Source organism: Malikia granosa, from assembly GCF_002980595.1.
Lineage (GTDB): Bacteria > Pseudomonadota > Gammaproteobacteria > Burkholderiales > Burkholderiaceae_C > Malikia > Malikia granosa.
In genome coordinates, this window is record NZ_PVLQ01000001.1 from 12,833 (window position 1) to 34,034 (window position 21,202).

Genomic DNA, 21,202 nt, shown 5'->3' on the forward strand with positions numbered 1-21,202 from the left:
AGGGAGGACAGGATGAACATCTTGCCAACAGGATCTGCCAGCAGGCACTGGCTGGGCGCCGGACTGGCGCTGGGCCTGGCCGCGAGCTGCCAGGCCGGCATGGTCGTCAAGACGGATGCGCCGGACGAGCCCGCCAGGCCAGCCAGCCGCCCCACCAGCGCCCCGGCGCCGATGGCGGTACCCGCGAAATCGGCCGCCCCGGCGGCATCCCGACCACCAACGCCCGCTGCGCCAGCGCCTGCCGCACAGCGGTCCAACCCGGCCCGGGCCAGGAATGCGCCGCCAGCCTCAGAGCCGCCACAGGCGCGATCCGGCAAGCGGCCGGACCGAGCGGGCTGGCCGGCCTGCCTGCGGCTGCTCAATGCCGCGGCCCTGTCCGATGACTGGGATGACGGACGGCGCCAGGCCCTGCTCGAGCAATGTCCTTGATGCCAAGCGACAGGAGCCCGCCATGATCCGCCAGCCCCTGCCCCAGTTCACGCTGTGCGCCCTGCTCGGCCTGCTGCTGACGCTGGGCGCCTGCTCGAACTTGCAGACCAGCGCCGAAGCGACCTCGGATTCCAGCGCCGCCGATGCCGAGGCGGGCCTGGAACAGCCGCTAGCGGATGATGACGCCGGGTCGCCGCCGGCCGATGCCGAGCCCTCGCTGCTGGCCCGGCTGCTGCTGGCCGAAGGCGGTCGGCTCGAGGTCCAGGGCCGCTGCCGCGATGCCTTGCCGCATTACGAACCCGCAGCGCTGCAGCCGGGTCCGACCCAGGGCGAGGCGCTGGCGGCCATCTATCGGTGCCAATGGCAGCTGCAGCAACCCAAGGCCGCGCAGGCCACTTTCAGCCGCTTCATCGCGCACGAGCTGGCGCAAGGCCGGCTGCCGCTCAAGCTGCTGTTCGAGCCGGGGCAGACCCGCTACCTGGCCGAACCCAGGGTCAGCGGCCCCTATGCCATGTGGCTGCGCCAGCTCGCCGGCGCCCTGCCAGGCAGCCGGAGCTGCCTGAGCCTGGTCGGCCATGCCGGGCCGAGCGCGATCGAGCAGGGGGCCACTGAGCTGGCGCTGCGGCGGGCCCAGGCCGTGCAGCGCCAGCTCGAGGGGCTGGCGCCCGCGCTGGCCGGACGCCTGCAGTCCGAGGCCGCCGCGCCGGAGCTGCCGCCACTGGTCGGCAGCGCCAGCGACGACTGGCGCGATGCGCTGGACCGACGGGTGAGCTTGCGGCTGCGTCCCTGCTAGCGGCCTGGCGCCAGCAGCGCCAGGCCGGGCTTGCTACAGTCAGGGCATGAACGCTGCCCCGAAACGCCTGGACCCGACCACCCTGCTGCTGCTCACGCTCGCGCCCCTGCTGTGGGCCGGCAACACCATCGTCGGGCGCCTCGCGGCCGGCTGGATTCCGCCCATGACCTTCAACCTGCTGCGCTGGACGATCGCGCTGCTGGTGCTGCTGCCGCTGGGTGGCTGGGTGCTGCGGCGCTCGAGCCCGCTCTGGCGCGAATGGAGGTACTACGCCCTGCTCGGACTGCTGGCGATCGCGGGCTACAACTCGCTGCAGTACCTGGCGCTGCACAGCTCGTCGGCGCTCAACGTGACGCTGGTCGCCGCGAGCATGCCGGTCTGGATGCTGCTGGTCGGACGGATAGGCTTTGGCGCGCCGGTCAGCGGCCGCTCGCTGGCCGGCGCGGCGCTGTCGCTGGTCGGCGTCGGCGTGGTGCTGGCCCAGGGCGAATTCGCGCGCCTGCTGCAGCTGCGCTTCGTGCCGGGCGATGGCTGGATGCTGCTGGCGGCCTTTTCCTGGGCCTGCTACAGCTGGCTGCTGACCAGGCGCCAGGGCGCGGCCGAGATCCGGCAGGACTGGGCCGCCTTCCTGCTGGCGCAGATCGCCTTCGGCCTGGTCTGGTCGGTGCTGCTGACGGCGGGCGAATGGCTGCTGCCGGCGCAGGCGCCGCAGATCGCCTGGAGCGGAAAACTCGCGGCGGTGCTGCTGTTCGTGGCGATCGGGCCGGCGCTGATCGCCTACCGCTGCTGGGGCGCGGGGGTCGGGCGCGCGGGCCCGACGCTGGCGAGCTTCTTCAGCAACCTGACCCCGCTGTTCGCCGCGCTGATGTCGGCCGCGCTGCTTGGCGAGCCGCCCCGGCTCTACCACGGCCTGGCCTTCGCGCTGATCGTCGGCGGCATCGTGGTGTCGGCCCGGCGCTGAGGCACTGGGCCGCAGCGGCTTCAGGGCCTGGCGCGCGTGACCCAGAGCACGCCGGACAGCACCAGGGCGGTGCCGGCCAGCACCCAGCCGTCGAACGGCTCGCCCAGCAGCCAGACCCCCATCGCGATCGTCGACAGCGGCCCGACCATGCCGACCTGCGCGGTCAGCCCCGAACCGATGCGCTCGATCGCCATCATCACCATCAGCACCGGCGCCGCCGTGCAGGCCAGCGCATTGAGCAGCGACAGCCCGATGACCTCGGGCGCGACGATGGCCGCCGACAGCGGCTTGAGCAGCAGGAACTGCAGGATGCACAGCAGGCAGGCGACGCTGGTGGCCAGGCCGACCAGGCGCAGCGAGCCCAGGCGCTTGACCAGCTCGCCGCTGTAGACCAGGTAGAGCGCGTAGCTGACCGCGCTGGCAAACACCAGGGCCGCGCCGACCAGGGTCGATCGGCCCTCGAAGCTGAGCTCGTGGCCGAACACCAGCAACATGCCGCCATAGCTCAGGGCCATCGCGACATATTGCTGGGCACGGATCGGGCGCCGGTACAGCAGCCAGCCCAGCACCAGCACCAGGGTCGGGTTCAGGTACAGGATCAGCCGCTCGAGGCTGGCGCTGATGTACTGCAGCCCCCAGAAGTCGAGCATGCTCGCCGCGTAGTAGCCGCTGAATCCCAGCCCCAGGATGCCGAGCCAGTCGCGCCGGGTCAGCGGGATGACCGGCTTGTTCGAGCGATAGGTCGCCCACCAGCTCAAGCCCAGGAACATCGGCAGCGCGAACAGCATGCGGTACATGATGACCGTCACCGCATCGACGCCGTAGCGGTAGGCCAGCTTGACGATGATGGCCTTGCCGCTGAAGGCGATCGAGCCGGCCAGCGCGAGCAGCAGGCCGGTCCTTGCCGCGGGACTGCCGACCGCCGCGCTCATGGCTGCGCCGGCTTGAACACCTTGAGCCACTTGGTCGCCGGCAGGCCCCAGCGCTCCTGCACCACCTCGGCGCGCGCGAGCAGCTCCATGCGGCTCGGGTGGCTCGGGGTGCGCTGCGCCAGCACGATGGTGTTGCCGTCGCGCGTCGGCTTGAAGGCCCAGACCGCATCGGCGCCGAAGGCCGCCTTGATGCTCTCGAGCGAGCGCTCGTAGCTGGCGTCGCGGCCGAACAGGTTGACCGTCATGCAGCCCTCGTCGGTCAGCATGTGGCGGCAGTCGGTGTAGAAGTCGGGGCTGTCGAGCACCGGCGCGGCGGCCTCGTGGTCGTAGAGATCGACCTGCAGCGCATCGATGCTGCCATGGAAGGGCGCGTGGCGCACCACCTCGGCCGCATCGCCCAGGATCACGCTGAGCTTGTCCGAGTCGGGCGGCAGCTTGAACCAGGTGCGGCAGGCCGCGACCACCTGCGGGTTGATCTCGATCGCGGTGGTGTCCATCTTCAGCTTCTTGAAGTGGAACTTGGTCAGCGCGGCCGAGCCCAGCCCCAGCTGCATCGCGCGCCGCTGCGCCACGCTGTCGGGATCGACGAACAGCAGCCAGGCCATCATGCGCTGGACATATTCGAGCTCGATCTCGAACGGCTGCTTGATCAGCATGCTGCCCTGGACCCATTCGGTGCCCAGGTGCAGGAAGCGGACCTCGCTGTCCTCGGAGATCGTGACCTCGGGCAGGTTGTCGGGATCGGTCTTGGTACGGGTCTTGGTCGCCATCAGGCCTCCTGTTGGGTCAGGCCATGGGCGGCGAACACCTCGCGCCAGGCCGCGAGCTTGCGCTCGAAGGTCCAGCTCGCGTTGGCCGGGCTGGTCGAGGGCAGGCGGTAGACCGGCAGGCCCAGCGCGCGGGTGTGGCGCGCGTGCTTGAAGCTCTCGCCGCCGTTGTGCGCGATCGCCTGCAGCCGCGGGCAGCGGGTCTTCAGGCTCGCGAGGTCGTTGAGCTGCGCGTTCTCGATCGCGCTGTCGAGGCTGCCTTCGCGCTCGCAGGCGGCGTAGACGTCCCAGACGCCCAGGCCATGGGCGCGCAGGGCGTCGGTTCTTGCTTGGTAGTTCATGTCGTGCAGCGGCAGCCCCCAGAGGGCGCCGAGGATTTTCCAGAATTGATTCTGCGGGTGCGCATAGTAACGCTGCGCCCGCAGCGAGGCCACGCTCGGGAAGCTGCCAAGCACGATCAGGCGCGTGCCGGCGTCGAGGATGGGGCCCAGGCCATGCAGGCGCAGGGCAGGCAGCGAGGTCAGGGTCATGAGGCTTCCATGTGGCGGGCGGTGCCGACGGGCGGCGGGCCCGCCGCGGCTGGATCGGCTTGATCGGCCGGAACGAACGCCGCTGCCGGCGACGGCAACAGCGCCGCCAGCCTGGGCAGGGCCGACAGCGCATTGGCCGTCGTCAGCCCGGCCAGGGCGGCGCTCGAGAGGCCGCGCAGGCCGGCCAGCTCGGCGCCGATGCGCGGCAGCTCGGCCGGACTGTTGAGGCCCTGCGGCCGGCCCGCCGCGCGCTGGGCCGCGTTGACATGGCGCCACTGCGGCGGGATGTCGGGCGCGTCGGTCTCGAGCACCAGCGCGTCGGGCGGCAGGTTGCCAAAGAGCTGGCGCAACTGGCGCGCGGCGTCGAAGGTCGCGGCGCCACCAAAGCCGAGCTTGAATCCGAGCGACAAAAAGGCCTGCGCCTGCTGCACGCTGCCGTTGAAGGCATGCGCGATGCCGCCAGCGACCGGCCGGCCGCGCGCCGCCGCCTCGCGCAGGCCCTTGAGCAGCCAGTCGGCCGAGCGCCGCACATGCAATATCACCGGCAGGCCGTGGCACTGCGCCAGCCGCAGCTGCTCGCGGTAGCACTGCCACTGGCGCTCGCGCATCCCGGGCGTGCAGAGTTCGGGCAGGAAGAAGTCGAGCCCGATCTCGCCGACCGCGACCAGGCGGGGGTCGCCGGCATGGCGCTCGAGCGCGGCGGCCAGCGCCTGCAGGTCCTCGGGACCGGCGCGCGGCACGAACAGCGGGTGGATGCCGAGCGCATAGGCGTCGCCGGTCCGGTGTGCCAATTCGCGCACGGAAGCGAAATCGGCCGCGTGCACCGCCGGATAGACGCACAGGCCGACGCCCAGCGCGCGCGCCTGCTCGCGCGCCTGCAGGCCCAGGGCATGGTCGGTGCCGAACTCGGGCGCATCGAGGTGGCAATGGGTATCGATCCACATGCCGGGATTGTCCTTCACCCATGGTGAACAGAGGTTTTCTGCTTGCAGATGACGCCGTCGCGGTGACGGCGTATGCTGGCTCCATGAACACCCCACTCGCCCAAGATCTCACCATCCTGACCGGTGCCTCGCGCGGCCTGGGGCTGGCGCTGGCGCGCCAGCTGATGCGCCCGGGCCATCTGCTGCTGTGCCTGTCGCGCCATGTGAACCCGGAGCTCGAGCACGAGGCGCGCGCCGCCGGCGTCCACCTCGAGCAATGGGCGCAGGACCTGGGCGATGCCGGCGAGGCGGTCGAGCGGCTCGAGCGCTGGCTGCACAGCCTGCATCCGCCCGCGATCAACAGCGCGACGCTGATCAACAACGCCGGCCTGCTGCCATCCATCGTCCCGCTGCAGGACTGCCCGGCCGATGAGCTGGTCCAGGCCTTGCGGGTCGGGCTGGAGGCGCCGATGCTGCTGAGCGGCGCCTTCCTGCGCGCGACCCAAGCCTGGGTCGATGCCGGCTGGCAGGGCGAGCGCAAGCTGCTCAACATCTCGTCGGGGCTGGGCCGGCGCGCCATGGCCGCGCAGTCGCCCTATTGCGCGGCCAAGGCCGGGCTCGACCATTTCAGCCGCTGCGTCGCGCTCGAGCAGGCACAGCAGCCGCATGGGGCCAAGGTGGTCTCGCTGGCGCCAGGCGTGATCGCCACCGGCATGCAGGTCCAGATGCGCGACGCCGATCCGCGGCGCTTCCCGGACCGGGAACGCTTCGTGGAGTTGCACCAGCAGGGCCTGCTGACCAGCCCCGAGCAGGCGGCCGCGCGGGTGCTGGCCTGGCTGGAACGGCCCGACTTTGGCGACCCGGTGGTCGCCGACGTGCGCGATTGAGACCATCCACAGGAGGCAAGCCATGGACCCGATCGAACTGACCCGGCTGAGCCCCGCCGATCCACTGCGCTGGCTGCAGCGAGGCTGGCGCGACTTCATGCGCTGCCCGCACATCGGCCTGTTCTACGGCCTGTGCTTCTGCCTGATGGGCCATGCGCTGTGGTGGGTGTTCGCGTCGGCGCCCGAATATGTGCTCGCGCTCAGCGCCGGCTTCCTGCTGGTCGGCCCCCTCCTCTGCCTCGGCCTCTATGACGCCAGCCGTGGCCTCGAGCTCGGCGGTCGCGCCCCCTCCTTGCGCAGCACGCTGACAGCCTGGAAGACCCGGCAGGGACAGATGGCCATCTTCGCCGGCTTGCTGCTGATCCTGGAGCTGATCTGGAGCCGGGCCTCGCTGGTGGTGTTCGCGGTGAGCTTCAACACCCTGCCCTCGACCGAGGACCTGCTGGCCAGCCTGCTGCGTCCGGAAAACCTCCCCTTCCTGCTGAGCTATGCCGCGGTCGGCGCGGTCTTCGCCGGGCTGATCTTCGTCACCAGCGTGATCTCGATCCCGATGATCCTGGACCGGCAGGTCGACGCGGTGACGGCGGGCCTGACCAGTCTGCGCGCCTGCGCCGACAACCCGGGCGTGATGCTGCTGTGGGGCGCGCTGATCACGCTGCTGGTGGCGCTGGCCATGCTGCCCTGGCTGTTGGGCCTGCTGGTCGTCGGCCCCGTGCTGGGCCACGCGAGCTGGCACGCCTACCGCCAGCTGCTGCCCCCGCAGCCCGCCAGCTGAGCGGCGGCTGCAGCGGGCCTGGCTGCGATAATCGGACAAGTACCTTGCACCGGAGTAGCCATGTCCACCCTCGTCGATGCCAGCCTGATAGCCGCCGACAGCGCACTGCGGACCCTGTTCGCGCCCCATCGTGCCGGCCGCCCCACGCCCGCCCCGACCACGCTGGAAGCCGTGCCAAGCGAGCTGTCCGAGCGCGACAAGGCGCTGTCGGGCGCGCTGATGCGGGTCAACCACGTGGGCGAGATCTGCGCCCAGGCGCTCTACACCTCGCAGGCACTGGCGGCCCGCCTCGGCCCCGGCAGCGCGCAGGAACGTGAACAGCTCGCGCGCCACCTGGAAGCCGCCGGCCAGGAGGAAACCGACCACCTGGCCTGGTGCAAGCAGCGGCTCGACGAGCTCGGCTCGCGGCCCTCGCTGCTCAATCCGCTCTGGTATGCGGGCGCCTTCGGCATCGGCCTGCTGGCCGGCCGGCTCGGCCGCCAGGTCAGCCTGGGCTTCGTGATCGAGACCGAGCGCCAGGTCGAGGCCCATCTCGACAGCCACCTCGACCTGCTGCCGGCACAGGACCATGCCTCGCGCGCGGTGGTGCTGCAGATGAAGGTCGACGAGGTGCGCCATGCCGACGAGGCCCAGGCCGCGGGCGGCATGGACCTGCCGACCCCGGTCAAGGCAGTGATGCGCGCCTCGGCCAAGGTCATGACGACGATCGCGCACCGGGTCTGAAGCCTGGCCTGTCAGGCCTGGCCGGACCCGGTCCAGTGGGTCGGGTCCGGCCGGCTCGGCTGCGCTGGCAGCAGGCTCAGTCGGCCTCGATCAGGTCGAAGCCGGTCGTGATGTCGGCGGTCTTGCCGAGCATGATGCTGGCCGAGCAGTACTTGTGATGGCTCATCTCGATCGCGCGCTCGACCGCGGCGGCCGGAATGCCCTTGCCGGTCACGGTGAACTGCATGTGGATCTTGGTGAAGACCTTGGGCTCGGTCTCGGCGCGCTCGCTGGTCAGCTTGACGCTGCAGCCGCGCACGTCGTGGCGGCCACGCTTGAGGATCAACACCACGTCGTAGGCGGTGCAGCCGCCGGTGCCGGCCAGCAAGGCCTCCATCGGGCGCGGCGCCAGGTTGGCACCGCCGTTTTCGGGCTTGGCCGCATCGGGCGCACCGTCCATCATCAGCACATGGCCGCTGCCGGTCTCGGCAATAAAGCCCATGTTCGAGCGGGTGCCGGCGGCGCCGGTCCAGGTCACGGTGCATTCCATCGGGGGATATCTCCAGAAAATTCGATTTTTCTGCAAAAAACGCTTGCAGAGGAAAAACCTAGGGTTTATACTAAGCGCATTGTATGCAACAAGTGATCCTTTAAATCCTGTTGCATCGCCCGGAGCTCAGGCTCCGCTGACGATTGTCTCCTCTGCCCTCTATGGGTGGTTCTAGCCCGGATCTCTGATCCGGGCTTTTTTTTGTCTCGACAGAAGGTTATCATCCAGCGTAATAAATATTCAACGCAGAATGAACCTCGTCGGCCACAGATTGACCCGCTCAGCGCTTGTGCATGGCCTGCTGGCAGCAGGCCTGCTGTTAGCGAGCGCGCTCTGTGGCCCTTCCGTCAGCGCCCAGCCCAGGACGACCGGTCATCCAGGCGCCAGCCCCGCCGCGCTGCATCCCATGCTGCGCATCGACGGCGCCATCCGCGCGCCCGATGGCGCAGGCCTCATCGAGTTCGACAGCGCCGCACTCAGGGCTCTGCCGCAATACACCGTGCGCACCCGAACGCCCTGGCATGACGGCCAGGGACATTTCAGCGGTCCCAGGCTGTGGGACCTGCTCGAACCGCTGAGGCCGGCGGGCAAGACGCTGCGCATCACGGCACTGAACGACTACTCGGTCAACATTCCCCTGTCCGACCTGCAGCAGTACCAGCCCGTGCTCGCCTGGCAGCTCAACGGCAAGGCGCTCAGCGTGCGCAACAAGGGGCCGCTGTTCCTGGTCTACCCCTTCGACAGCTATCCGGAACTGAACAACCCGCTCTATTACGCGCGCTCGATTTGGCAGATCAAGACCATCACCGTCGAGTGACGCGCATGTCATCGCTCACTGGCCGCACACGCTCGCTGATGATGATCGCGCTGGCGATCATGCTGCTGCTCGGCGGGGTGGGTTGGCTGCAGCTGCAGGAATGGCGGGCCGTCGAGCGCTCGCTGATCGCCAACCGCTCCGACATCCCCTGGAACTATTACCAGTTCGAACTGGAATACCTGAAGCTGCTCAACCAGCTCAAGGACGCGCGGCGCGCGGGCCAGGACCAGGCCGACATGGCCGATCTGGCGCTGCGCTACCAGATCCTCGCCAGCCGCTTCGAGCTGCTGCGCGAGGGCGACGTGGGCGAACAGCTGCGGCAGCAGACCGAGCTGAGACCCGTCATCGCCAGGCTCAAGCAGCTGCTGGCCACGCTCGACCCCTACCTGGACGATGAGCTGAATCCGCCGCCGTTCGACGCCGACCAGCTGGCCCGGATGGAGCGGCTGCTGAGCGGACAGATCACCACGGTCAGGCAGCTGGTCCTGGGCAGCACGGCGGCCCAGCATTACCGGACCACCGAGCACCTGCATGTGATCCGCGAGCAGCTCAGGACCACCACGGCCTCCTCGTCCACGCTGGCGCTGCTGGTGCTGGCCTTCGCCTTCCTGGCCCTGCGCCAGCTCCGGCTGGCACACCGGCGCAACGACGAGCTCGGTGCCCTGCACGCCGAAATGAGCCACCGCGCCACCCACGACGCCCTGACCGGCCTGAGCAACCGCGACGAGTTCGAGCGCCGGCTCGATCTGCGGCTGGCCTCGCTGCGGCCACAGCAGGCCGAGGATGGGGTGCTGATCATCGACCTCGACCGCTTCAAGATGGTCAACGACGCCTGCGGCCACCAGGCCGGCGACCAGCTGCTGCGCGAGGTCGGCGAGCTGCTCAGCCAGAACCTGCACCCGGGCGATACCCTGGCCCGGCTGGGCGGCGACGAGTACGGCGTGATCCTGCAGGAACATTCGCAGCAGCAGGCCTTGCGGGTGGCCGAACAGCTCTGCACCAGGCTGGACAGCTACCGCTTCATGTTTTCCGGGCAGCGCTTCCGCATCGGCGCCAGCGTCGGCCTGGTCATGCTCAACGGGCGCTGGACCAGCGCCGGCGCGGTGCTGCAGGCGGCGGACTCGGCGCGCTACGTGGCCAAGGCCATGGGCAGCAACCGGGTCCAGCTGTACCGCGAGAGCGACTGCGACATCGAGGCCTACCGCGGCCAGATGCACTGGATGCAGCGGCTCGACCAGGCGCTCGACCAGGACCAGCTGCGCCTCTACTGGCAGCGCATCGTGCCGCTGCGCGATGGCCCGCTGGCGCGCGGCATCAAGGGCGAGGTGCTGTTGCGGCTGCAGGACGGCGGCCTGCTGATCGGGCCGCAGCAGCTGCTGCAGGCGGCCGAGCGCTTCGGCATGAGCAGCCGCGTCGACCGCTGGGTGATCGGCGCCACGCTGGACTGGCTGGAGCAGCACCACGACACCCTCGGCCATGTGGCTGAACTGGCGGTCAACCTGTCCGGGCAGTCGGTCGGCGACAAGGCCTTCCACCGCTTCCTGATCGACGAGCTCGAACGCCGCCAGCTGCCTGAAGGCAAGCTGCTGTTCGAGATCACCGAGACCGCCGCGATCGCCAACATCGACGAGACGCGGGCCCTGATCAGGACCCTGCAGCGGCTGGGCGTCAAGGTCGCGCTGGACGATTTCGGCAGCGGCATGTCGTCCTTCGGCTATCTCAAGAACCTGCCGGTGGATTACCTCAAGATCGACAGCCAGTTCATCCGCGGGCTGGCACATGACGCCTACGACCAGGTCGCGGTGCAGGCGATCTGCAGCGTGGCCAGGGTCACCGGCCAGCTCACCATCGCCGAGGGCATCGAGGACGCCGCGGTCGAGGCGCTGCTGCGCGACTATGCCGTCGATTTCGGCCAGGGCTACCACTGGCACCAGCCCGAACCGCTGGACGCGCTGCTGCAGGCGGGCCTTGCCGCTGCGCCAGCCGCGCCATCGACCCGCTGAGGGCAGCGGAATCCGGCGCTGACTGGGCCGGATTTATGATGGAGGGCTGATGCCGCGCGCTGCCCGACCCCGCGCCGCCCTTTCCCGATTCGCCCGATTCGCCCGATCCGACCGTCCAGGCCGCTCAAGCTCCTCACCATGACCCAGACGCCCACCGCACTGACCACCGACGACTACCTCAAGAAGATCCTGACTGCCCGCGTCTACGACGTCGCCAGCGAGACCGCGCTCGAGCCGGCGCGCAACCTGAGCCGACGCCTGCGCAACACCATCCTGCTCAAGCGCGAGGACCAGCAGCCGGTGTTCAGCTTCAAGCTGCGCGGCGCCTACAACAAGATGGCGCACCTGAGTCCCGAGCAGCTGGCCAAGGGCGTGATCTGCGCCTCGGCCGGCAACCATGCGCAGGGCGTCGCCCTGGGCGGACGCAAGCTCGGTACCCGCGCCGTGATCGTCATGCCGACCACCACGCCCCAGCTCAAGATCGATGCGGTCAAGGCGCTCGGCGGCGAGGTGGTGCTGGCCGGCGAGAGCTACTCCGACGCCTACGACCATTCGGTCAAGCTGCAGCAGGAAGAGGGCCTGACCTTCGTCCATCCCTTCGACGATCCGGACGTGATCGCCGGCCAGGGCACGATCGCGATGGAGATCCTGCGCCAGCTGCAGGGCCTGGGCTCGGACCGGCTCGACGCGGTGTTCGTGGCCATCGGCGGCGGCGGCCTGATCGCGGGCGTGGCCAGCTACATCAAGGCGCTGCGACCCGAGATCAAGGTCATCGGGGTGCAGATGAACGACTCCTGCGCAATGATGCAGTCGGTCGCCGCCGGCCACCGTGTCACCCTGTCCGAGGTCGGGCTGTTCTCGGACGGCACTGCGGTCAAGCTGGTCGGCGAGGAGACCTTCCGGATCGCGCAGCAGCTGGTCGACGGCTATGTGGCGGTCGATACCGACGAGGTCTGCGCCGCGATCAAGGACATCTTCGTCGACACCCGCTCGATCGTCGAGCCGTCCGGCGCGCTGGCGGTGGCGGCGATCAAGAAATATGTCGCCGAGCAGCAGGCCGAGGGCCAGACCTATGCCGCCATCCTGTGCGGCGCCAACATGAACTTCGACCGGCTGCGCTTCGTCGCCGAGCGCGCCGAGGTCGGCGAGGAGCGCGAGGCGCTGTTCGCCGTCACCATCCCCGAGGAGCGCGGCAGCTTCCGCCGCTTCCTCGAGACGATCGAGCATCTGCCGGGCGGCCCGCGCAGCGTGACCGAGTTCAACTACCGCATCAGCGACGAGAAGGTCGCCCATGTGTTCCTGGGCCTGACCACCTCGGCCAGGGGCGAGAGCGCCGAGATCGCGGCCAGCTTCGGCCGGCAGGGCTTCTCGACGCTGGACCTGACCCACGACGACCTGGCGCAGGAACATATCCGCCACATGGTCGGCGGCCATTCGCCGCTGGCGCAGGACGAGCGGCTGCTGCGCTTCACCTTCCCCGAGCGTCCGGGCGCGCTGCTCAAGTTCCTGAGCCTGATGCGGCCGAACTGGAACATCAGCCTGTTCCACTACCGCAACCAGGGCGCCGACTACGGCCGCATCCTGGTCGGGCTGCAGGTGCCGCAGGCCGACGGCCAGGCCTTTGAGGACTTCATCGCCCAACTCGGCTACCCGCATGTCGAGGAAACCGGCAACCCGATCTACCGCCTGTTCCTGCAGGACTGAAGCGGCCTGACCTGCCTGCGCCGCCTTGGCCGCCGGCGGGCCGACCGGGCCGTTCGCGGGCCAGACTGGCCAGATGAATGGAGGTCAGCGCCTGGCCGGCAGGCTCAGGCGCTGCGTGGCTTCGCCCTCGACCGGGCCGAGCAGCACCTCGCGCGGGGTGAGCTCGCGCAGCACCAAGCCGCCGGGCAGCTCGTCGCCGATCCGGTAGGGCTTGGCGGGCTTGCCGTCGCTGGCGATCAGCGCCGCGCCGCGGCCGGCGCCGTCGCGCACCACGCCGAGCAGCACATGGCGGCTGGCCTCGATCGGCTCGCCCTCGGTCTGGGACGCGACCACGTTGACGGCACCGAGGCCACGCGCGACCGCCTCCGGATCGACCGTGGCCGGCTCGGCGGCCGGCGCCGGTACCTTGACCAGCTCGGCATCGCCCCAGGCGCGCAGGCCCCAGTAGCTGGCCGACAGGCCGGCCAGCAGCCAGAGGCCGGCGGCCAGCCAGCGCGGCGCTGCCGAGGCAGCCAGGGCGGGACGCAGGGAGCGGAGCGATGTCATGTTGGGCTGAACTCTAGTGTCATGATGGGCCCTTATCATAGGGCCCGGTCATTGCTTTCATTTGACGGGTCGGCCTGCGCTGTGCGCGCCCCCATGGAGATCTCCCTTGTCCAGTCCTTGCAACTTCTCATCGCGCCGCCAGCCGGCTCCCGGCACCCGTTCGCGCGGCTTCACCCTGATCGAGCTGATGGTGGTGCTGGTCATCATCGGCGTGCTGGCCGCGCTGATCGTGCCCAATGTGCTCGACCGCGCCGACGACTCGCGCGTGACGGCGGCCAAGACCGACGTCAACAACCTGATGCAGGCGCTCAAGCTCTACAAGCTCGACAACCAGCGTTTCCCGAGCGGCGAACAGGGCCTGCAGGCCCTGGTGAGCAAGCCCAGCGCGGCTCCGGTGCCGGGCAACTGGCGGCCCTATCTCGACAAGCTGCCGGCCGACCCCTGGGGCAATCCCTACCAGTACCTGAGCCCGGGCCTGCACGGTCCGGTCGACGTGCTGTCGCTGGGCGCCGACGGCAAGGCCGGTGGCGAAGGCCGCGATGCCGACATCGGCAGCTGGCAGTAAAGCGCCATGGCCGCACGCCAGCGTGGCTTCACGCTGCTCGAGCTGCTGGTCGTGCTGGCCATCATCGGCCTGGCCACGGCAGGCGTGACCCTGTCGCTGCCCGACGCCAAGCCGCTCGAGCGCGATGCCCAGCGCCTGGCCGCCCTGCTCGAGTCGGCGCGCGCCCATGCCCGCGCCAGCGCCGCGGCCGTGGAATGGCGCGCGACCGCGCGCGGCTTCGAGTTCACCGGTGCGAACCGCCCGGCCAGCGGCGAGGAGGCCCTGGCCGCGCGCGACTGGCTGGCCGAAGGGGTGCAGGCGCGGATCGAGCGGCCGGCCGGAGCGCGCACGCTGCGGCTCGGGCCAGAACCCTTGATTCCGGCCCAGACCCTGGTGCTGAGCCTGGGCGGGCGCAGCCTGCGCCTGGTCAGCGACGGCTTCCTGCCCTTCAGCGTGCAGGCCGCCGAGCCCGGATCGCCTTGATCGAGATGCGCGCGCACCGGCCGCACCAGCGCGGCTTCACGCTGGTTGAAATCCTGGTGGCACTGGCCATCGTGGCGGTCGCGCTCAGCGCCGGACTGCAGGCCAGCGGCGCGCTGACCCGCGCCGCCGAGCGCCAGCCCAGGCAATGGCTGGCCCAGCTCTGCGCCGAGAACGAACTGGTCAGGCTGCGCCTGCTGCGTCAGCTGCCGCCGGTCGGCGAGTCGAGCTCGAGCTGCGAGCAGGCCGGCCAGACCTTCACGATCCGGCTGCGCGTCAATCCGACGCCGAACCCCAGCTTCAGGCGCGTCGAAGCCGCGATCGACAACCCCGATCCGGCCGCTGGCGGCGGACGCCTGCTGCAGCTGAGCACGATCATGGGGCGCTACTGATGCGGACTGGAACCCGTCCCGGGCCGATGCGCGGCCTGACGCTGATCGAGCTGCTGATCGCGATGGCGCTGCTGTCCATGCTCGCGCTGCTGAGCTGGCGCACGCTCGACGGCATGACGCGCGCGCAATCGATCACGCAGGAGCAGCTCGATCGCTGGAGCCAGTGGCAGACCGCATTGGCGCAATGGGATGCCGACCTCGATGCCGCGCTCGCGACCGAGCAGGTCGCGCCAATCGACTTCGACGGCCGCGTGCTGCGCATCACGCGCGGCGACCCGGACCGGGGCCCGGACCAGGGACTGCGCGTGGTCGGCTGGAGCTTGCAGGCCGATCCGCAATCGGGCGCGCTGCGCTGGGCGCGCTGGACCTCGGCCCCGCTGCGCCGGGCCAGCGAACTCGAGCAGGCCTGGCAGCAGGTCGCGCAATGGGGCCGCAACCCGAGCGCCCAGGACCGCCTGCAGCAGGTGCTGCTGACGCCGGCCACGTCCTGGCAGCTGTTCTTCCACCGCGGCGGCGCCTGGAGCAACCCGCAGTCGGCCGAGGGTTCGGTCAACCCGGCAAACGACCCGGCGCTCAACCAGGCGGCCAAGCCGCTGCCCGACGGCGTGCGCCTGCTGCTGACCCTGCCGGCGGGCGGCAATCCCGGCGGCCAGCTGGTGCGCGACTGGGTCCGCCCCAGCCTCGGCGGAGAAGGCCAGTGAGGCCGGCGCCATCCGCCCGACAGGCCAGTCCGGTCCACCAGCGTGGCGCGGCGCTGCTGCTGGCCATGCTGACCGTGGCCCTGGTGGCCTCGATCAGCGCGGCCGCCTACTGGCAGCAGTGGCGCAGCCAGCAGCTCGAGCAGACGGCGCGCGAGCGCGCGCAATCGCTCTGGCTGCTGACCGGGGCGCTCGACTGGTCGCGGCTGATCCTGCGCGAGGACGCGCGCGCCAGCAGCGTCGACCACCTGGCCGAACCCTGGGCCATCCCGCTGCAGGAGACCCGCTTGTCGAGCTTCCTGACCGGGGCCGAAAGCGCCCAGGTCGACGACGGCGCGCTCGATGCCCGGCTCTCGGGCGGCATCAGCGACGAGCAGGGCAAGCTCAATTTCCGCAACCTGATCGAAGCCAGCGGCGAACGGGCCCAGCTCGCGGCCGTCGAACGCCAGGCCTTCCTGCGGCTGTTTGCCGCGCTCGGCCTGCCATCGAGCGAGCTGCAGCAGCTCATGCAGGGCCTGCTGGCCGCCTACGACAGCGATCCGGCTTCCGCCGAGCAGCGGCTGCTGCGACCGCAACGCTTCGAGCAGCTGGCCTGGTTCGGCCTGTCGCGCCAGACGCTGGAGCGGCTCGCCCCCCATGCCACCTGGCTGCCCGAGCCGACCCCGCTCAACCTCAACACGGCCAGCGCGCTGGCGCTGCATGCCAGCCTGGCCGGTCTCGACCTGGGCCAGGCGCAGTCGCTGCTCGCCCAGCGCGAACGCCGGCATTTCGCTGCCATCAACGAGCTCGGCGAGCAGCTGCCCGCGATCGCCGCCGAGCTCAAGCCACAGCGCCATGCCGTCTCGAGCCGCTACTTCCGCGTGCGCGGGCTGCTGCAGATCGACGGCGCGACCCTGGAGCAGGACGCACTGGTGCAGCGCAGCGGCATCCAGGTCCGGGTGCTCTGGCGCGCGCATGGCGGCCTGAAGCGTCAAATCCCGGTTCTAGAATGATCCGCTCCCGGCCTGCAATTTCCTCCCTCATTCACCTCCCCGGAATCCGATGTGCTGCTGCTGACCCCTGTTGAAACCGCCTCGACCGGCTCCGAGCCCGGAACAGCCTGGCGCTGGGCCCAGTCACCCGATGGACTGAAGCTGGCCCGGCAGGGCCTGTCACCGATCACCGATCTGCCGCAGGAGGCGGAATGCGTGCTGGTGATCCCGCCGGAACAGCTGTCCTGGCACCGCGTCAGCTGGCCCAAGATCGCGCCGGCGCGCTGGCGTGCCGCGCTCGAGGGCCTGCTCGAGGAGCATCTGCTCGACGATCCCGCGCTGCTGCATTTCGCGCTTGAGCCCGGCCTCAAGCCCGGAGCGGCCGGCAGCGGCTGGGTCGCCGTCTGCCACAAGGCCAGGCTGCATGCGCAGCTGCAGGCGCTCGAGCAGGCCGGCCGGCCGGTCGGGCGCATCCTGCCGGCGGCCTGCCCCCAGCCTGTGCCCCAGCTCTGGCTGCAGGGCGAGGGCGACCGTTCCTGGGCCATCGCAGCCGGGCCCGAGGGCTTGCTGGTGCTGCCGCTGGCCGATGCGGCCAATGCCGACCCGAGCCGCAGCGAGCCCGCCATACCGGCCAGCCTCAGGCTGTGGCTGGCGCAGGACCCGTCCGACGGCGAAGCCAGCCATCCCGCAGCCTACGCCGATGCCGCCCACCTCGCGCTGGCCGAACAGGCCTGGCCCGAACTGCCGTGGAGCGTGGCCAGCGCGCCCGAGCGCTGGCTGCAATCGCTGCGCCAGGGCTGGAACCTGGCCCAGTTCGACCTGAGGCTGTCGGCCAGCCAGCGCCGGGGCCAATGGCTGCCGCGCGCCTGGCGCACGCTGGCGCGCGACCCGGCCTGGCGCCCGGTGCGCTGGAGCCTGGGCGCGCTGCTCGGCCTGCAGCTGCTCGGGCTCAACCTGCTGGCCTGGCAGGAGCAGGCTGCCTATCGCAAGCAGCAAGCCGAGCTGCAGTCCCTGCTGACGCAGACCTTTCCCCAGGTCCAGCTGGTGCTGGACGCGCCGCGCCAGATGCAGGCCGAGCTCGAGCGCCTGCGCCAGCAGCGCGGCGAACTCGGCGGCGGCGACCTCGAGAGCCTGCTCGCGGCGCTGGGCGCCAGCGGCCAGCCACCCAGCTGGCAGAAGATCGAATTCGGGCCCGGCCAGGCCAAGCTGATCGGCATCCGGCTGGATGCCGCGGCCGAGCAGTCGCTGCAAGGCGCGCTGCAGGCGCGTGGCTGGCGCGTCGAGCCGCAGGGCAACGACTGGCGCCTGGAATGGGAGAGAAAATGACGACGATCTTGAACACCCGCTGGCAGGCCTGGCTGGCCACGCGCGCGCCGCGCGAACGGCTGGCCCTGCAATCGGCGGCCTGGCTGCTGCTGGCGGCGCTGCTCTGGAGCCTGGCGATCGCGCCGGCCTGGCGCACCCTGCAGGCGGCGCCCGCCAGGCAGGCCGCCCTGCTGCCGCAGCTGCACCAGATGCGCGCGATGGCAACCGAGGCCAAGGCCCTGCAGCAGTCCGACAGCGCCCGGCCACCGGCCTGGTCCGAGCGGCTGCGCACGCTCGAGGCAACGACCCAGCGCCTGCTCAAGGACAAGGCCCAGCTCAGCCCGGCAGGCGAGCAGGTCACCGTCATCCTGCGCGACGCGGCGCCGGGCGCGTTGGCGCAATGGCTGCAGGAAACCCGGGTCAACGCCCGCCTGCGCCCGATCCAGGTCCAGCTCGAGCGCAGCGGATCGGCCGGCGCCTGGCGCTGGCAGGGCCAGCTGGTGCTGGGCGACCCGAGCGGAGCCGGCACATGAGGCCGGCCCCGGCGGGCGCCAAGCCCGGGACGCGACGCGGCAACGGCCTGTTCCTGCTCGCCGCGGCCATCGGCCTGGGCGTCGGAGCCATCAGCTTCGCGCCGGCGCGTGCGCTGGGACTGCTGGTGCGCGAGGCCAGCGGCGACCAGGTCAGGCTGCTCAACGCGCGCGGCACTGTCTGGCAAGGCCGGGCCGAATGGGTGCTGACGGGCGGGACGGGCAGCCGCTCGTCCGCCGCCCTGCCGCAGGGCATGAGCTGGAAACTGGCGCCGACCTGGTCTGGCGGACCGGCGCTGCAGCTCAAGCTGTCGGCGCCCTGCTGCACGCCGCAGGGCCTGGACCTGCTGCTGGCCTGGCGCGCCGGCTCGGCCCGGCTCGAACTCGGCCGCCAGCAAAGCCTCTGGCCGGCGAGCTGGCTCGCGGGCCTGGGTGCGCCCTGGAACACGATCCAGCTGCAAGGCAGCCTGCAGCTGCAGACCGAGGGCAGCGGCATCGAATGGGCCCAGGGCCGCGCGCGCCTGACCGGCCCGTTCGAGCTGCAGGCGCTCGACCTGGGATCGAGCCTGTCCACGCTCAAGCCGCTCGGCAGCTACCGGATGCGCTTCGAGCCCGATGCCGGCGGCAGCCCGCAGCTGCGGCTCGAAACCCTGCGCGGCGAGCTCAAGCTCAGCGGCGAAGGACGCTGGACCGGCCGGCGGCTGCGTTTTCGCGGCGAAGCCGAAGCCGCCGCGGGCAGCGAACGCGCGCTGTCCAACCTGTTGAACATACTGGGGCGGCGCGATGGCGCGCGCGCCCATATCAGCCTGGGATGAAGTCATGAAGAACCCGTTGAATTCCGCCACCCGCGGCCTGCTGGCACAGGCGATTGCGCTGAGCCTGGCCGCCTGTGCCCTGCCAGCCGCCTGGAGCCAGGCCGCCAGCCCGACCCTGCGCGCCGGCGAACCGATCACGCTCAACTTCGCCAACGCCGAGATCGAGTCGGTGGCGCGCACCATGGCCACGCTGACCGGACGCAACCTGGTGGTCGATCCGCGCGTCAAGGGCCAGATGAACCTGTCGACCGACAAGCCGGTCAGCCCGGCCGCCGCCTTCGAGCAGTTCAACGCCGCCTTGCGCCTGCAAGGCTTCGCGCTGGTCGAGTCCCAGGGCCTGTACAAGATCATGCCCGAGGCCGAGGCCAAGCTGCAGGCACCGACCGTGGTGGCGGCCGACAGCGTCGCCGCCGGCGGCCAGATCGTGACCCAGATCTTCCGCCTCAACCACGAGAACGCCAACAACCTGGTCACGGTGCTGCGCCCGCTGATCAGCCCGAACAACACCATCAACGTCACGCCCGGCAGCAATGCGCTCGTGATCACCGACTACGCCGACAACCTGCGCCGGCTTGGCCGCATCGTCAGCGCGCTCGACACCGCGACCGCCAGCGATGTCGAGGTGATCCCGCTCAAGCACGCGCTGGCCAACGACCTCGCGCCGCTGATGCAGAAGCTGCTCGAAGGCGGCGCCGGCACGGCCGGCGCTGCCGCTCCGGGCGCCGACAGCAGCTTCAAGACCGTGATCCTGCCCGAGCCGCGCAGCAACGCGCTGGTGCTGCGCGCGGCCAATCCGGCCCGGGTCGCGCTGGTGCGGGCGCTGGTCGACAAGCTGGACCGCCCGAATGCGGCCGGCAGCCAGGGCAACATCCATGTGGTCTACCTGAAGAATGCCGACGCCAGCCAGCTCGCGATCACGCTGCGCGCCGCGCTGGCGGCCGACAGCGCCACCCCGGGCAGCGCGGGCGCGACGACCGGTGCCACCGGCAATGCCGGCACGGTGCGGCAGGCCAACGCGAACGCTGGCGCCACGGGTGCCAGCGCCCCGCTGTCCGGACCGGCCCAGCCCTCGGTCGGCGGCCAGATCCAGGCCGACCCGGCGACCAATGCGCTGATCATCAGCGCGCCCGAGCCGCAGTACCGCCAGCTGCGCAGCGTGATCGACCAGCTCGACACGCGCCGGGCCCAGGTCTATGTCGAAAGCCTGATCGCCGAGGTCAACGCCGACAAGGCGGCCGAATTCGGCGTCCAGTGGCAGGGCGTGCTGGGCAAGAACGGCTCGCTCGGGCTGATCGGCACCAACTCGGGCACGGCAGGCGCCAACATCCTGGGCCTGACCGCCGGCCTGGCCGCCGGCGGCACCGCGCTCGGCACCGCGGTCAACTCGCTCGGCGGCGGCCTCAACCTGGCGCTGGCGCCCAGCTTCAACGGCCAGCATTACCTCGGCGCGCTGGCCAACTTCCTGCAGAGCACGGGTGACGGCAACGTGCTGTCGACGCCGAACCTGCTGACGCTGGACAACGAGGAAGCCAAGATCGTGATCGGCCAGAACGTGCCCTTCGTGACCGGCCAGTACACCAACAACAACACCAACAACGGCTCGGTCAACCCGTTCCAGACCATCGAGCGCAAGGACGTCGGCCTGACCCTGCGCGTGCGGCCCCAGGTCAGCGAGAACGGCACCGTCAAGATGACGGTGTTCCAGGAAGTCAGCAGCATCTCGGACACCTCGACCGCCGGCCTGATCACGAACAAGCGCTCGATCGAATCGAGCGTGCTGGTCGAGGACGGCAGCATCGTCGTGCTCGGCGGCCTGCTGCAGGACGACTACTCGGGCAAGCAGGACAAGGTGCCGGGCCTGGGCGACGTGCCGCTGTTCGGCAACCTGTTCAAGAGCGAGCAGCGCCAGCGCAAGAAGACCAACCTGATGGTCTTCCTGCGCCCGGTCGTGCTGCGCGACGGACGCCAGAGCGAGTCGCTGGCCATGGACCGCTACGAGCTGATGCGCGGCAGCCAGCTGCAGCGGCAGCCGCAGCCCAACCAGGTGCTCGGCATCAACGAGTCCGCCACCCTGCCCCAGCTCGAGCTGGGCCAGCGCCGCCCGACCGCGCCGGCCCCGGCCGCCATCGTGAACTGAGCCCGGACCCC

24 protein-coding genes are annotated in these 21,202 nt (G+C 70.6%); 18 read left to right on the plus strand and 6 right to left on the minus strand.

The window, feature by feature from the left end:
* The first annotated feature begins 12 nt into the window (after positions 1-12).
* From C6P64_RS17815 to C6P64_RS00075, 3 genes are read left to right on the plus strand one after another with little or no spacing between them, the layout of a single operon-like run.
* Positions 13-429: a hypothetical protein gene (locus C6P64_RS17815; protein WP_146115830.1), complete on the plus strand. Its 417-nt coding sequence runs from the start codon at positions 13-15 to the stop codon at positions 427-429.
* 22 nt (positions 430-451) lie between these two features.
* Entirely contained in the window at positions 452-1,222 is a 771-nt protein-coding gene (locus C6P64_RS00070; protein ID WP_105746562.1) for an OmpA family protein, read from the plus strand.
* A gap of 46 nt (positions 1,223-1,268) precedes the next feature.
* On the plus strand, positions 1,269-2,183 hold the full coding sequence (locus C6P64_RS00075; RefSeq protein ID WP_105746563.1) for a DMT family transporter: 915 nt from the start codon (positions 1,269-1,271) through the stop codon (positions 2,181-2,183).
* A gap of 20 nt (positions 2,184-2,203) precedes the next feature.
* Here C6P64_RS00075 and C6P64_RS00080 read toward each other — a convergent pair whose 3' ends face one another.
* From C6P64_RS00080 to C6P64_RS00095, 4 genes are read right to left on the minus strand one after another with little or no spacing between them, the layout of a single operon-like run.
* On the minus strand, positions 2,204-3,115 hold the full coding sequence (locus tag C6P64_RS00080) for a DMT family transporter (RefSeq protein ID WP_105746564.1): 912 nt from the start codon (positions 3,113-3,115) through the stop codon (positions 2,204-2,206).
* Entirely contained in the window at positions 3,112-3,885 is a 774-nt protein-coding gene (locus C6P64_RS00085; RefSeq protein WP_105746565.1) for a class I SAM-dependent methyltransferase, read from the minus strand. Before C6P64_RS00085 ends, C6P64_RS00080 begins: the two co-directional genes overlap by 4 nt.
* Positions 3,885-4,412, minus strand: coding sequence for a DNA-deoxyinosine glycosylase (locus C6P64_RS00090; protein WP_105746566.1), 528 nt, complete (start codon positions 4,410-4,412; stop codon positions 3,885-3,887). The genes C6P64_RS00085 and C6P64_RS00090 overlap by 1 nt, the downstream gene beginning before the upstream one ends.
* Complete coding sequence (locus tag C6P64_RS00095) at positions 4,409-5,356, minus strand: TatD family hydrolase (RefSeq protein ID WP_105746567.1); 948 nt, start codon at positions 5,354-5,356, stop codon at positions 4,409-4,411. The genes C6P64_RS00090 and C6P64_RS00095 overlap by 4 nt, the downstream gene beginning before the upstream one ends.
* Before the next feature lie 83 nt (positions 5,357-5,439).
* On the opposite strand from C6P64_RS00095, the gene C6P64_RS00100 reads away from it, so the two are divergent.
* Genes C6P64_RS00100 through coq7 form a run of 3 tightly spaced genes read left to right on the plus strand, consistent with a single transcriptional unit; the run spans position 5,440 to position 7,720 of the window.
* Positions 5,440-6,222, plus strand: coding sequence for an SDR family NAD(P)-dependent oxidoreductase (locus tag C6P64_RS00100; protein WP_105746568.1), 783 nt, complete (start codon positions 5,440-5,442; stop codon positions 6,220-6,222).
* Positions 6,223-6,244: 22 nt separating this feature from the next.
* On the plus strand, positions 6,245-6,997 hold the full coding sequence (locus tag C6P64_RS00105; protein WP_105746569.1) for a DUF2189 domain-containing protein: 753 nt from the start codon (positions 6,245-6,247) through the stop codon (positions 6,995-6,997).
* 60 nt (positions 6,998-7,057) lie between these two features.
* Positions 7,058-7,720, plus strand: coding sequence for a 2-polyprenyl-3-methyl-6-methoxy-1,4-benzoquinone monooxygenase (gene coq7 / locus C6P64_RS00110; RefSeq protein ID WP_105746570.1), 663 nt, complete (start codon positions 7,058-7,060; stop codon positions 7,718-7,720).
* Positions 7,721-7,796: 76 nt separating this feature from the next.
* On the opposite strand, the gene C6P64_RS00115 is transcribed toward coq7, so the two are convergent.
* The gene (locus C6P64_RS00115) at positions 7,797-8,249 is read right to left on the minus strand and encodes an OsmC family protein (protein ID WP_105746571.1); all 453 of its coding nucleotides are present in this window, start codon (positions 8,247-8,249) and stop codon (positions 7,797-7,799) included.
* Positions 8,250-8,655: 406 nt separating this feature from the next.
* On the opposite strand from C6P64_RS00115, the gene C6P64_RS00120 reads away from it, so the two are divergent.
* The 3 genes from C6P64_RS00120 to ilvA all read left to right on the plus strand — a co-directional run bounded on the left by C6P64_RS00120 (position 8,656) and on the right by ilvA (position 12,773).
* Complete coding sequence (locus C6P64_RS00120) at positions 8,656-9,066, plus strand: putative pterin-binding protein (RefSeq protein WP_211296766.1); 411 nt, start codon at positions 8,656-8,658, stop codon at positions 9,064-9,066.
* A gap of 5 nt (positions 9,067-9,071) precedes the next feature.
* Positions 9,072-11,069, plus strand: a complete 1,998-nt coding sequence (locus C6P64_RS00125; RefSeq protein WP_105746572.1) for a putative bifunctional diguanylate cyclase/phosphodiesterase — start codon at positions 9,072-9,074, stop codon at positions 11,067-11,069.
* 138 nt (positions 11,070-11,207) lie between these two features.
* Entirely contained in the window at positions 11,208-12,773 is a 1,566-nt protein-coding gene (gene ilvA / locus C6P64_RS00130) for a threonine ammonia-lyase, biosynthetic (RefSeq protein ID WP_105746573.1), read from the plus strand.
* Between the two features lie 84 nt (positions 12,774-12,857).
* Here the strand turns inward: ilvA and C6P64_RS00135 are convergent, their stop codons facing one another.
* The gene (locus C6P64_RS00135) at positions 12,858-13,319 is read right to left on the minus strand and encodes a type II secretion system protein N (protein WP_105746574.1); all 462 of its coding nucleotides are present in this window, start codon (positions 13,317-13,319) and stop codon (positions 12,858-12,860) included.
* A gap of 106 nt (positions 13,320-13,425) precedes the next feature.
* Here C6P64_RS00135 and gspG point away from each other — a divergent pair, with 106 nt between their 5' ends.
* From gspG to gspD, 9 genes are read left to right on the plus strand one after another with little or no spacing between them, the layout of a single operon-like run.
* Positions 13,426-13,884 carry a type II secretion system major pseudopilin GspG gene (gene gspG / locus C6P64_RS00140; protein ID WP_281257916.1) on the plus strand — a complete coding sequence of 153 codons (459 nt, stop codon included), beginning with the start codon at positions 13,426-13,428 and terminating at the stop codon, positions 13,882-13,884.
* A gap of 6 nt (positions 13,885-13,890) precedes the next feature.
* Positions 13,891-14,346: a GspH/FimT family pseudopilin gene (locus C6P64_RS00145; protein WP_105746575.1), complete on the plus strand. Its 456-nt coding sequence runs from the start codon at positions 13,891-13,893 to the stop codon at positions 14,344-14,346.
* A 5-nt stretch (positions 14,347-14,351) separates the two neighbouring features.
* Positions 14,352-14,735 carry a type II secretion system minor pseudopilin GspI gene (gene gspI, locus C6P64_RS00150; RefSeq protein ID WP_105746594.1) on the plus strand — a complete coding sequence of 128 codons (384 nt, stop codon included), beginning with the start codon at positions 14,352-14,354 and terminating at the stop codon, positions 14,733-14,735.
* Positions 14,735-15,436 carry a PulJ/GspJ family protein gene (locus tag C6P64_RS18395; protein WP_105746576.1) on the plus strand — a complete coding sequence of 234 codons (702 nt, stop codon included), beginning with the start codon at positions 14,735-14,737 and terminating at the stop codon, positions 15,434-15,436. The genes gspI and C6P64_RS18395 overlap by 1 nt, the downstream gene beginning before the upstream one ends.
* The gene (gene gspK, locus C6P64_RS00160) at positions 15,433-16,425 is read left to right on the plus strand and encodes a type II secretion system minor pseudopilin GspK (protein ID WP_245911578.1); all 993 of its coding nucleotides are present in this window, start codon (positions 15,433-15,435) and stop codon (positions 16,423-16,425) included. The genes C6P64_RS18395 and gspK overlap by 4 nt, the downstream gene beginning before the upstream one ends.
* A 51-nt stretch (positions 16,426-16,476) precedes the next feature.
* Entirely contained in the window at positions 16,477-17,730 is a 1,254-nt protein-coding gene (gene gspL, locus C6P64_RS00165; RefSeq protein ID WP_105746577.1) for a type II secretion system protein GspL, read from the plus strand.
* Positions 17,727-18,242, plus strand: coding sequence for a type II secretion system protein GspM (gspM, locus tag C6P64_RS00170; RefSeq protein ID WP_170073007.1), 516 nt, complete (start codon positions 17,727-17,729; stop codon positions 18,240-18,242). Before gspL ends, gspM begins: the two co-directional genes overlap by 4 nt.
* Positions 18,239-19,054, plus strand: coding sequence for a type II secretion system protein N (gspN, locus tag C6P64_RS00175; RefSeq protein WP_105746579.1), 816 nt, complete (start codon positions 18,239-18,241; stop codon positions 19,052-19,054). The genes gspM and gspN overlap by 4 nt, the downstream gene beginning before the upstream one ends.
* Positions 19,055-19,058: 4 nt before the next feature.
* On the plus strand, positions 19,059-21,191 hold the full coding sequence (gspD, locus tag C6P64_RS00180) for a type II secretion system secretin GspD (protein ID WP_105746580.1): 2,133 nt from the start codon (positions 19,059-19,061) through the stop codon (positions 21,189-21,191).
* Positions 21,192-21,202: the final 11 nt, after the last annotated feature.

What these genes read in the sequence shown, in the direction of transcription:
- C6P64_RS17815 (WP_146115830.1), top strand. Translation starts at nt 13, where the DNA reads ATGAACATCTTGCCAACAGGATCTGCCAGCAGGCACTGGCTGGGCGCC.
- C6P64_RS00070 (WP_105746562.1), top strand. Translation starts at nt 452, where the DNA reads ATGATCCGCCAGCCCCTGCCCCAGTTCACGCTGTGCGCCCTGCTCGGC.
- C6P64_RS00075 (WP_105746563.1), top strand. Translation starts at nt 1,269, where the DNA reads ATGAACGCTGCCCCGAAACGCCTGGACCCGACCACCCTGCTGCTGCTC.
- C6P64_RS00080 (WP_105746564.1), bottom strand. Translation starts at nt 3,115, where the DNA reads ATGAGCGCGGCGGTCGGCAGTCCCGCGGCAAGGACCGGCCTGCTGCTC.
- C6P64_RS00085 (WP_105746565.1), bottom strand. Translation starts at nt 3,885, where the DNA reads ATGGCGACCAAGACCCGTACCAAGACCGATCCCGACAACCTGCCCGAG.
- C6P64_RS00090 (WP_105746566.1), bottom strand. Translation starts at nt 4,412, where the DNA reads ATGACCCTGACCTCGCTGCCTGCCCTGCGCCTGCATGGCCTGGGCCCC.
- C6P64_RS00095 (WP_105746567.1), bottom strand. Translation starts at nt 5,356, where the DNA reads ATGTGGATCGATACCCATTGCCACCTCGATGCGCCCGAGTTCGGCACC.
- C6P64_RS00100 (WP_105746568.1), top strand. Translation starts at nt 5,440, where the DNA reads ATGAACACCCCACTCGCCCAAGATCTCACCATCCTGACCGGTGCCTCG.
- C6P64_RS00105 (WP_105746569.1), top strand. Translation starts at nt 6,245, where the DNA reads ATGGACCCGATCGAACTGACCCGGCTGAGCCCCGCCGATCCACTGCGC.
- coq7 (WP_105746570.1), top strand. Translation starts at nt 7,058, where the DNA reads ATGTCCACCCTCGTCGATGCCAGCCTGATAGCCGCCGACAGCGCACTG.
- C6P64_RS00115 (WP_105746571.1), bottom strand. Translation starts at nt 8,249, where the DNA reads ATGGAATGCACCGTGACCTGGACCGGCGCCGCCGGCACCCGCTCGAAC.
- C6P64_RS00120 (WP_211296766.1), top strand. Translation starts at nt 8,656, where the DNA reads ATGCTGCGCATCGACGGCGCCATCCGCGCGCCCGATGGCGCAGGCCTC.
- C6P64_RS00125 (WP_105746572.1), top strand. Translation starts at nt 9,072, where the DNA reads ATGTCATCGCTCACTGGCCGCACACGCTCGCTGATGATGATCGCGCTG.
- ilvA (WP_105746573.1), top strand. Translation starts at nt 11,208, where the DNA reads ATGACCCAGACGCCCACCGCACTGACCACCGACGACTACCTCAAGAAG.
- C6P64_RS00135 (WP_105746574.1), bottom strand. Translation starts at nt 13,319, where the DNA reads ATGACATCGCTCCGCTCCCTGCGTCCCGCCCTGGCTGCCTCGGCAGCG.
- C6P64_RS00145 (WP_105746575.1), top strand. Translation starts at nt 13,891, where the DNA reads ATGGCCGCACGCCAGCGTGGCTTCACGCTGCTCGAGCTGCTGGTCGTG.
- gspI (WP_105746594.1), top strand. Translation starts at nt 14,352, where the DNA reads ATGCGCGCGCACCGGCCGCACCAGCGCGGCTTCACGCTGGTTGAAATC.
- C6P64_RS18395 (WP_105746576.1), top strand. Translation starts at nt 14,735, where the DNA reads ATGCGGACTGGAACCCGTCCCGGGCCGATGCGCGGCCTGACGCTGATC.
- gspM (WP_170073007.1), top strand. Translation starts at nt 17,727, where the DNA reads ATGACGACGATCTTGAACACCCGCTGGCAGGCCTGGCTGGCCACGCGC.
- gspN (WP_105746579.1), top strand. Translation starts at nt 18,239, where the DNA reads ATGAGGCCGGCCCCGGCGGGCGCCAAGCCCGGGACGCGACGCGGCAAC.
- gspD (WP_105746580.1), top strand. Translation starts at nt 19,059, where the DNA reads ATGAAGAACCCGTTGAATTCCGCCACCCGCGGCCTGCTGGCACAGGCG.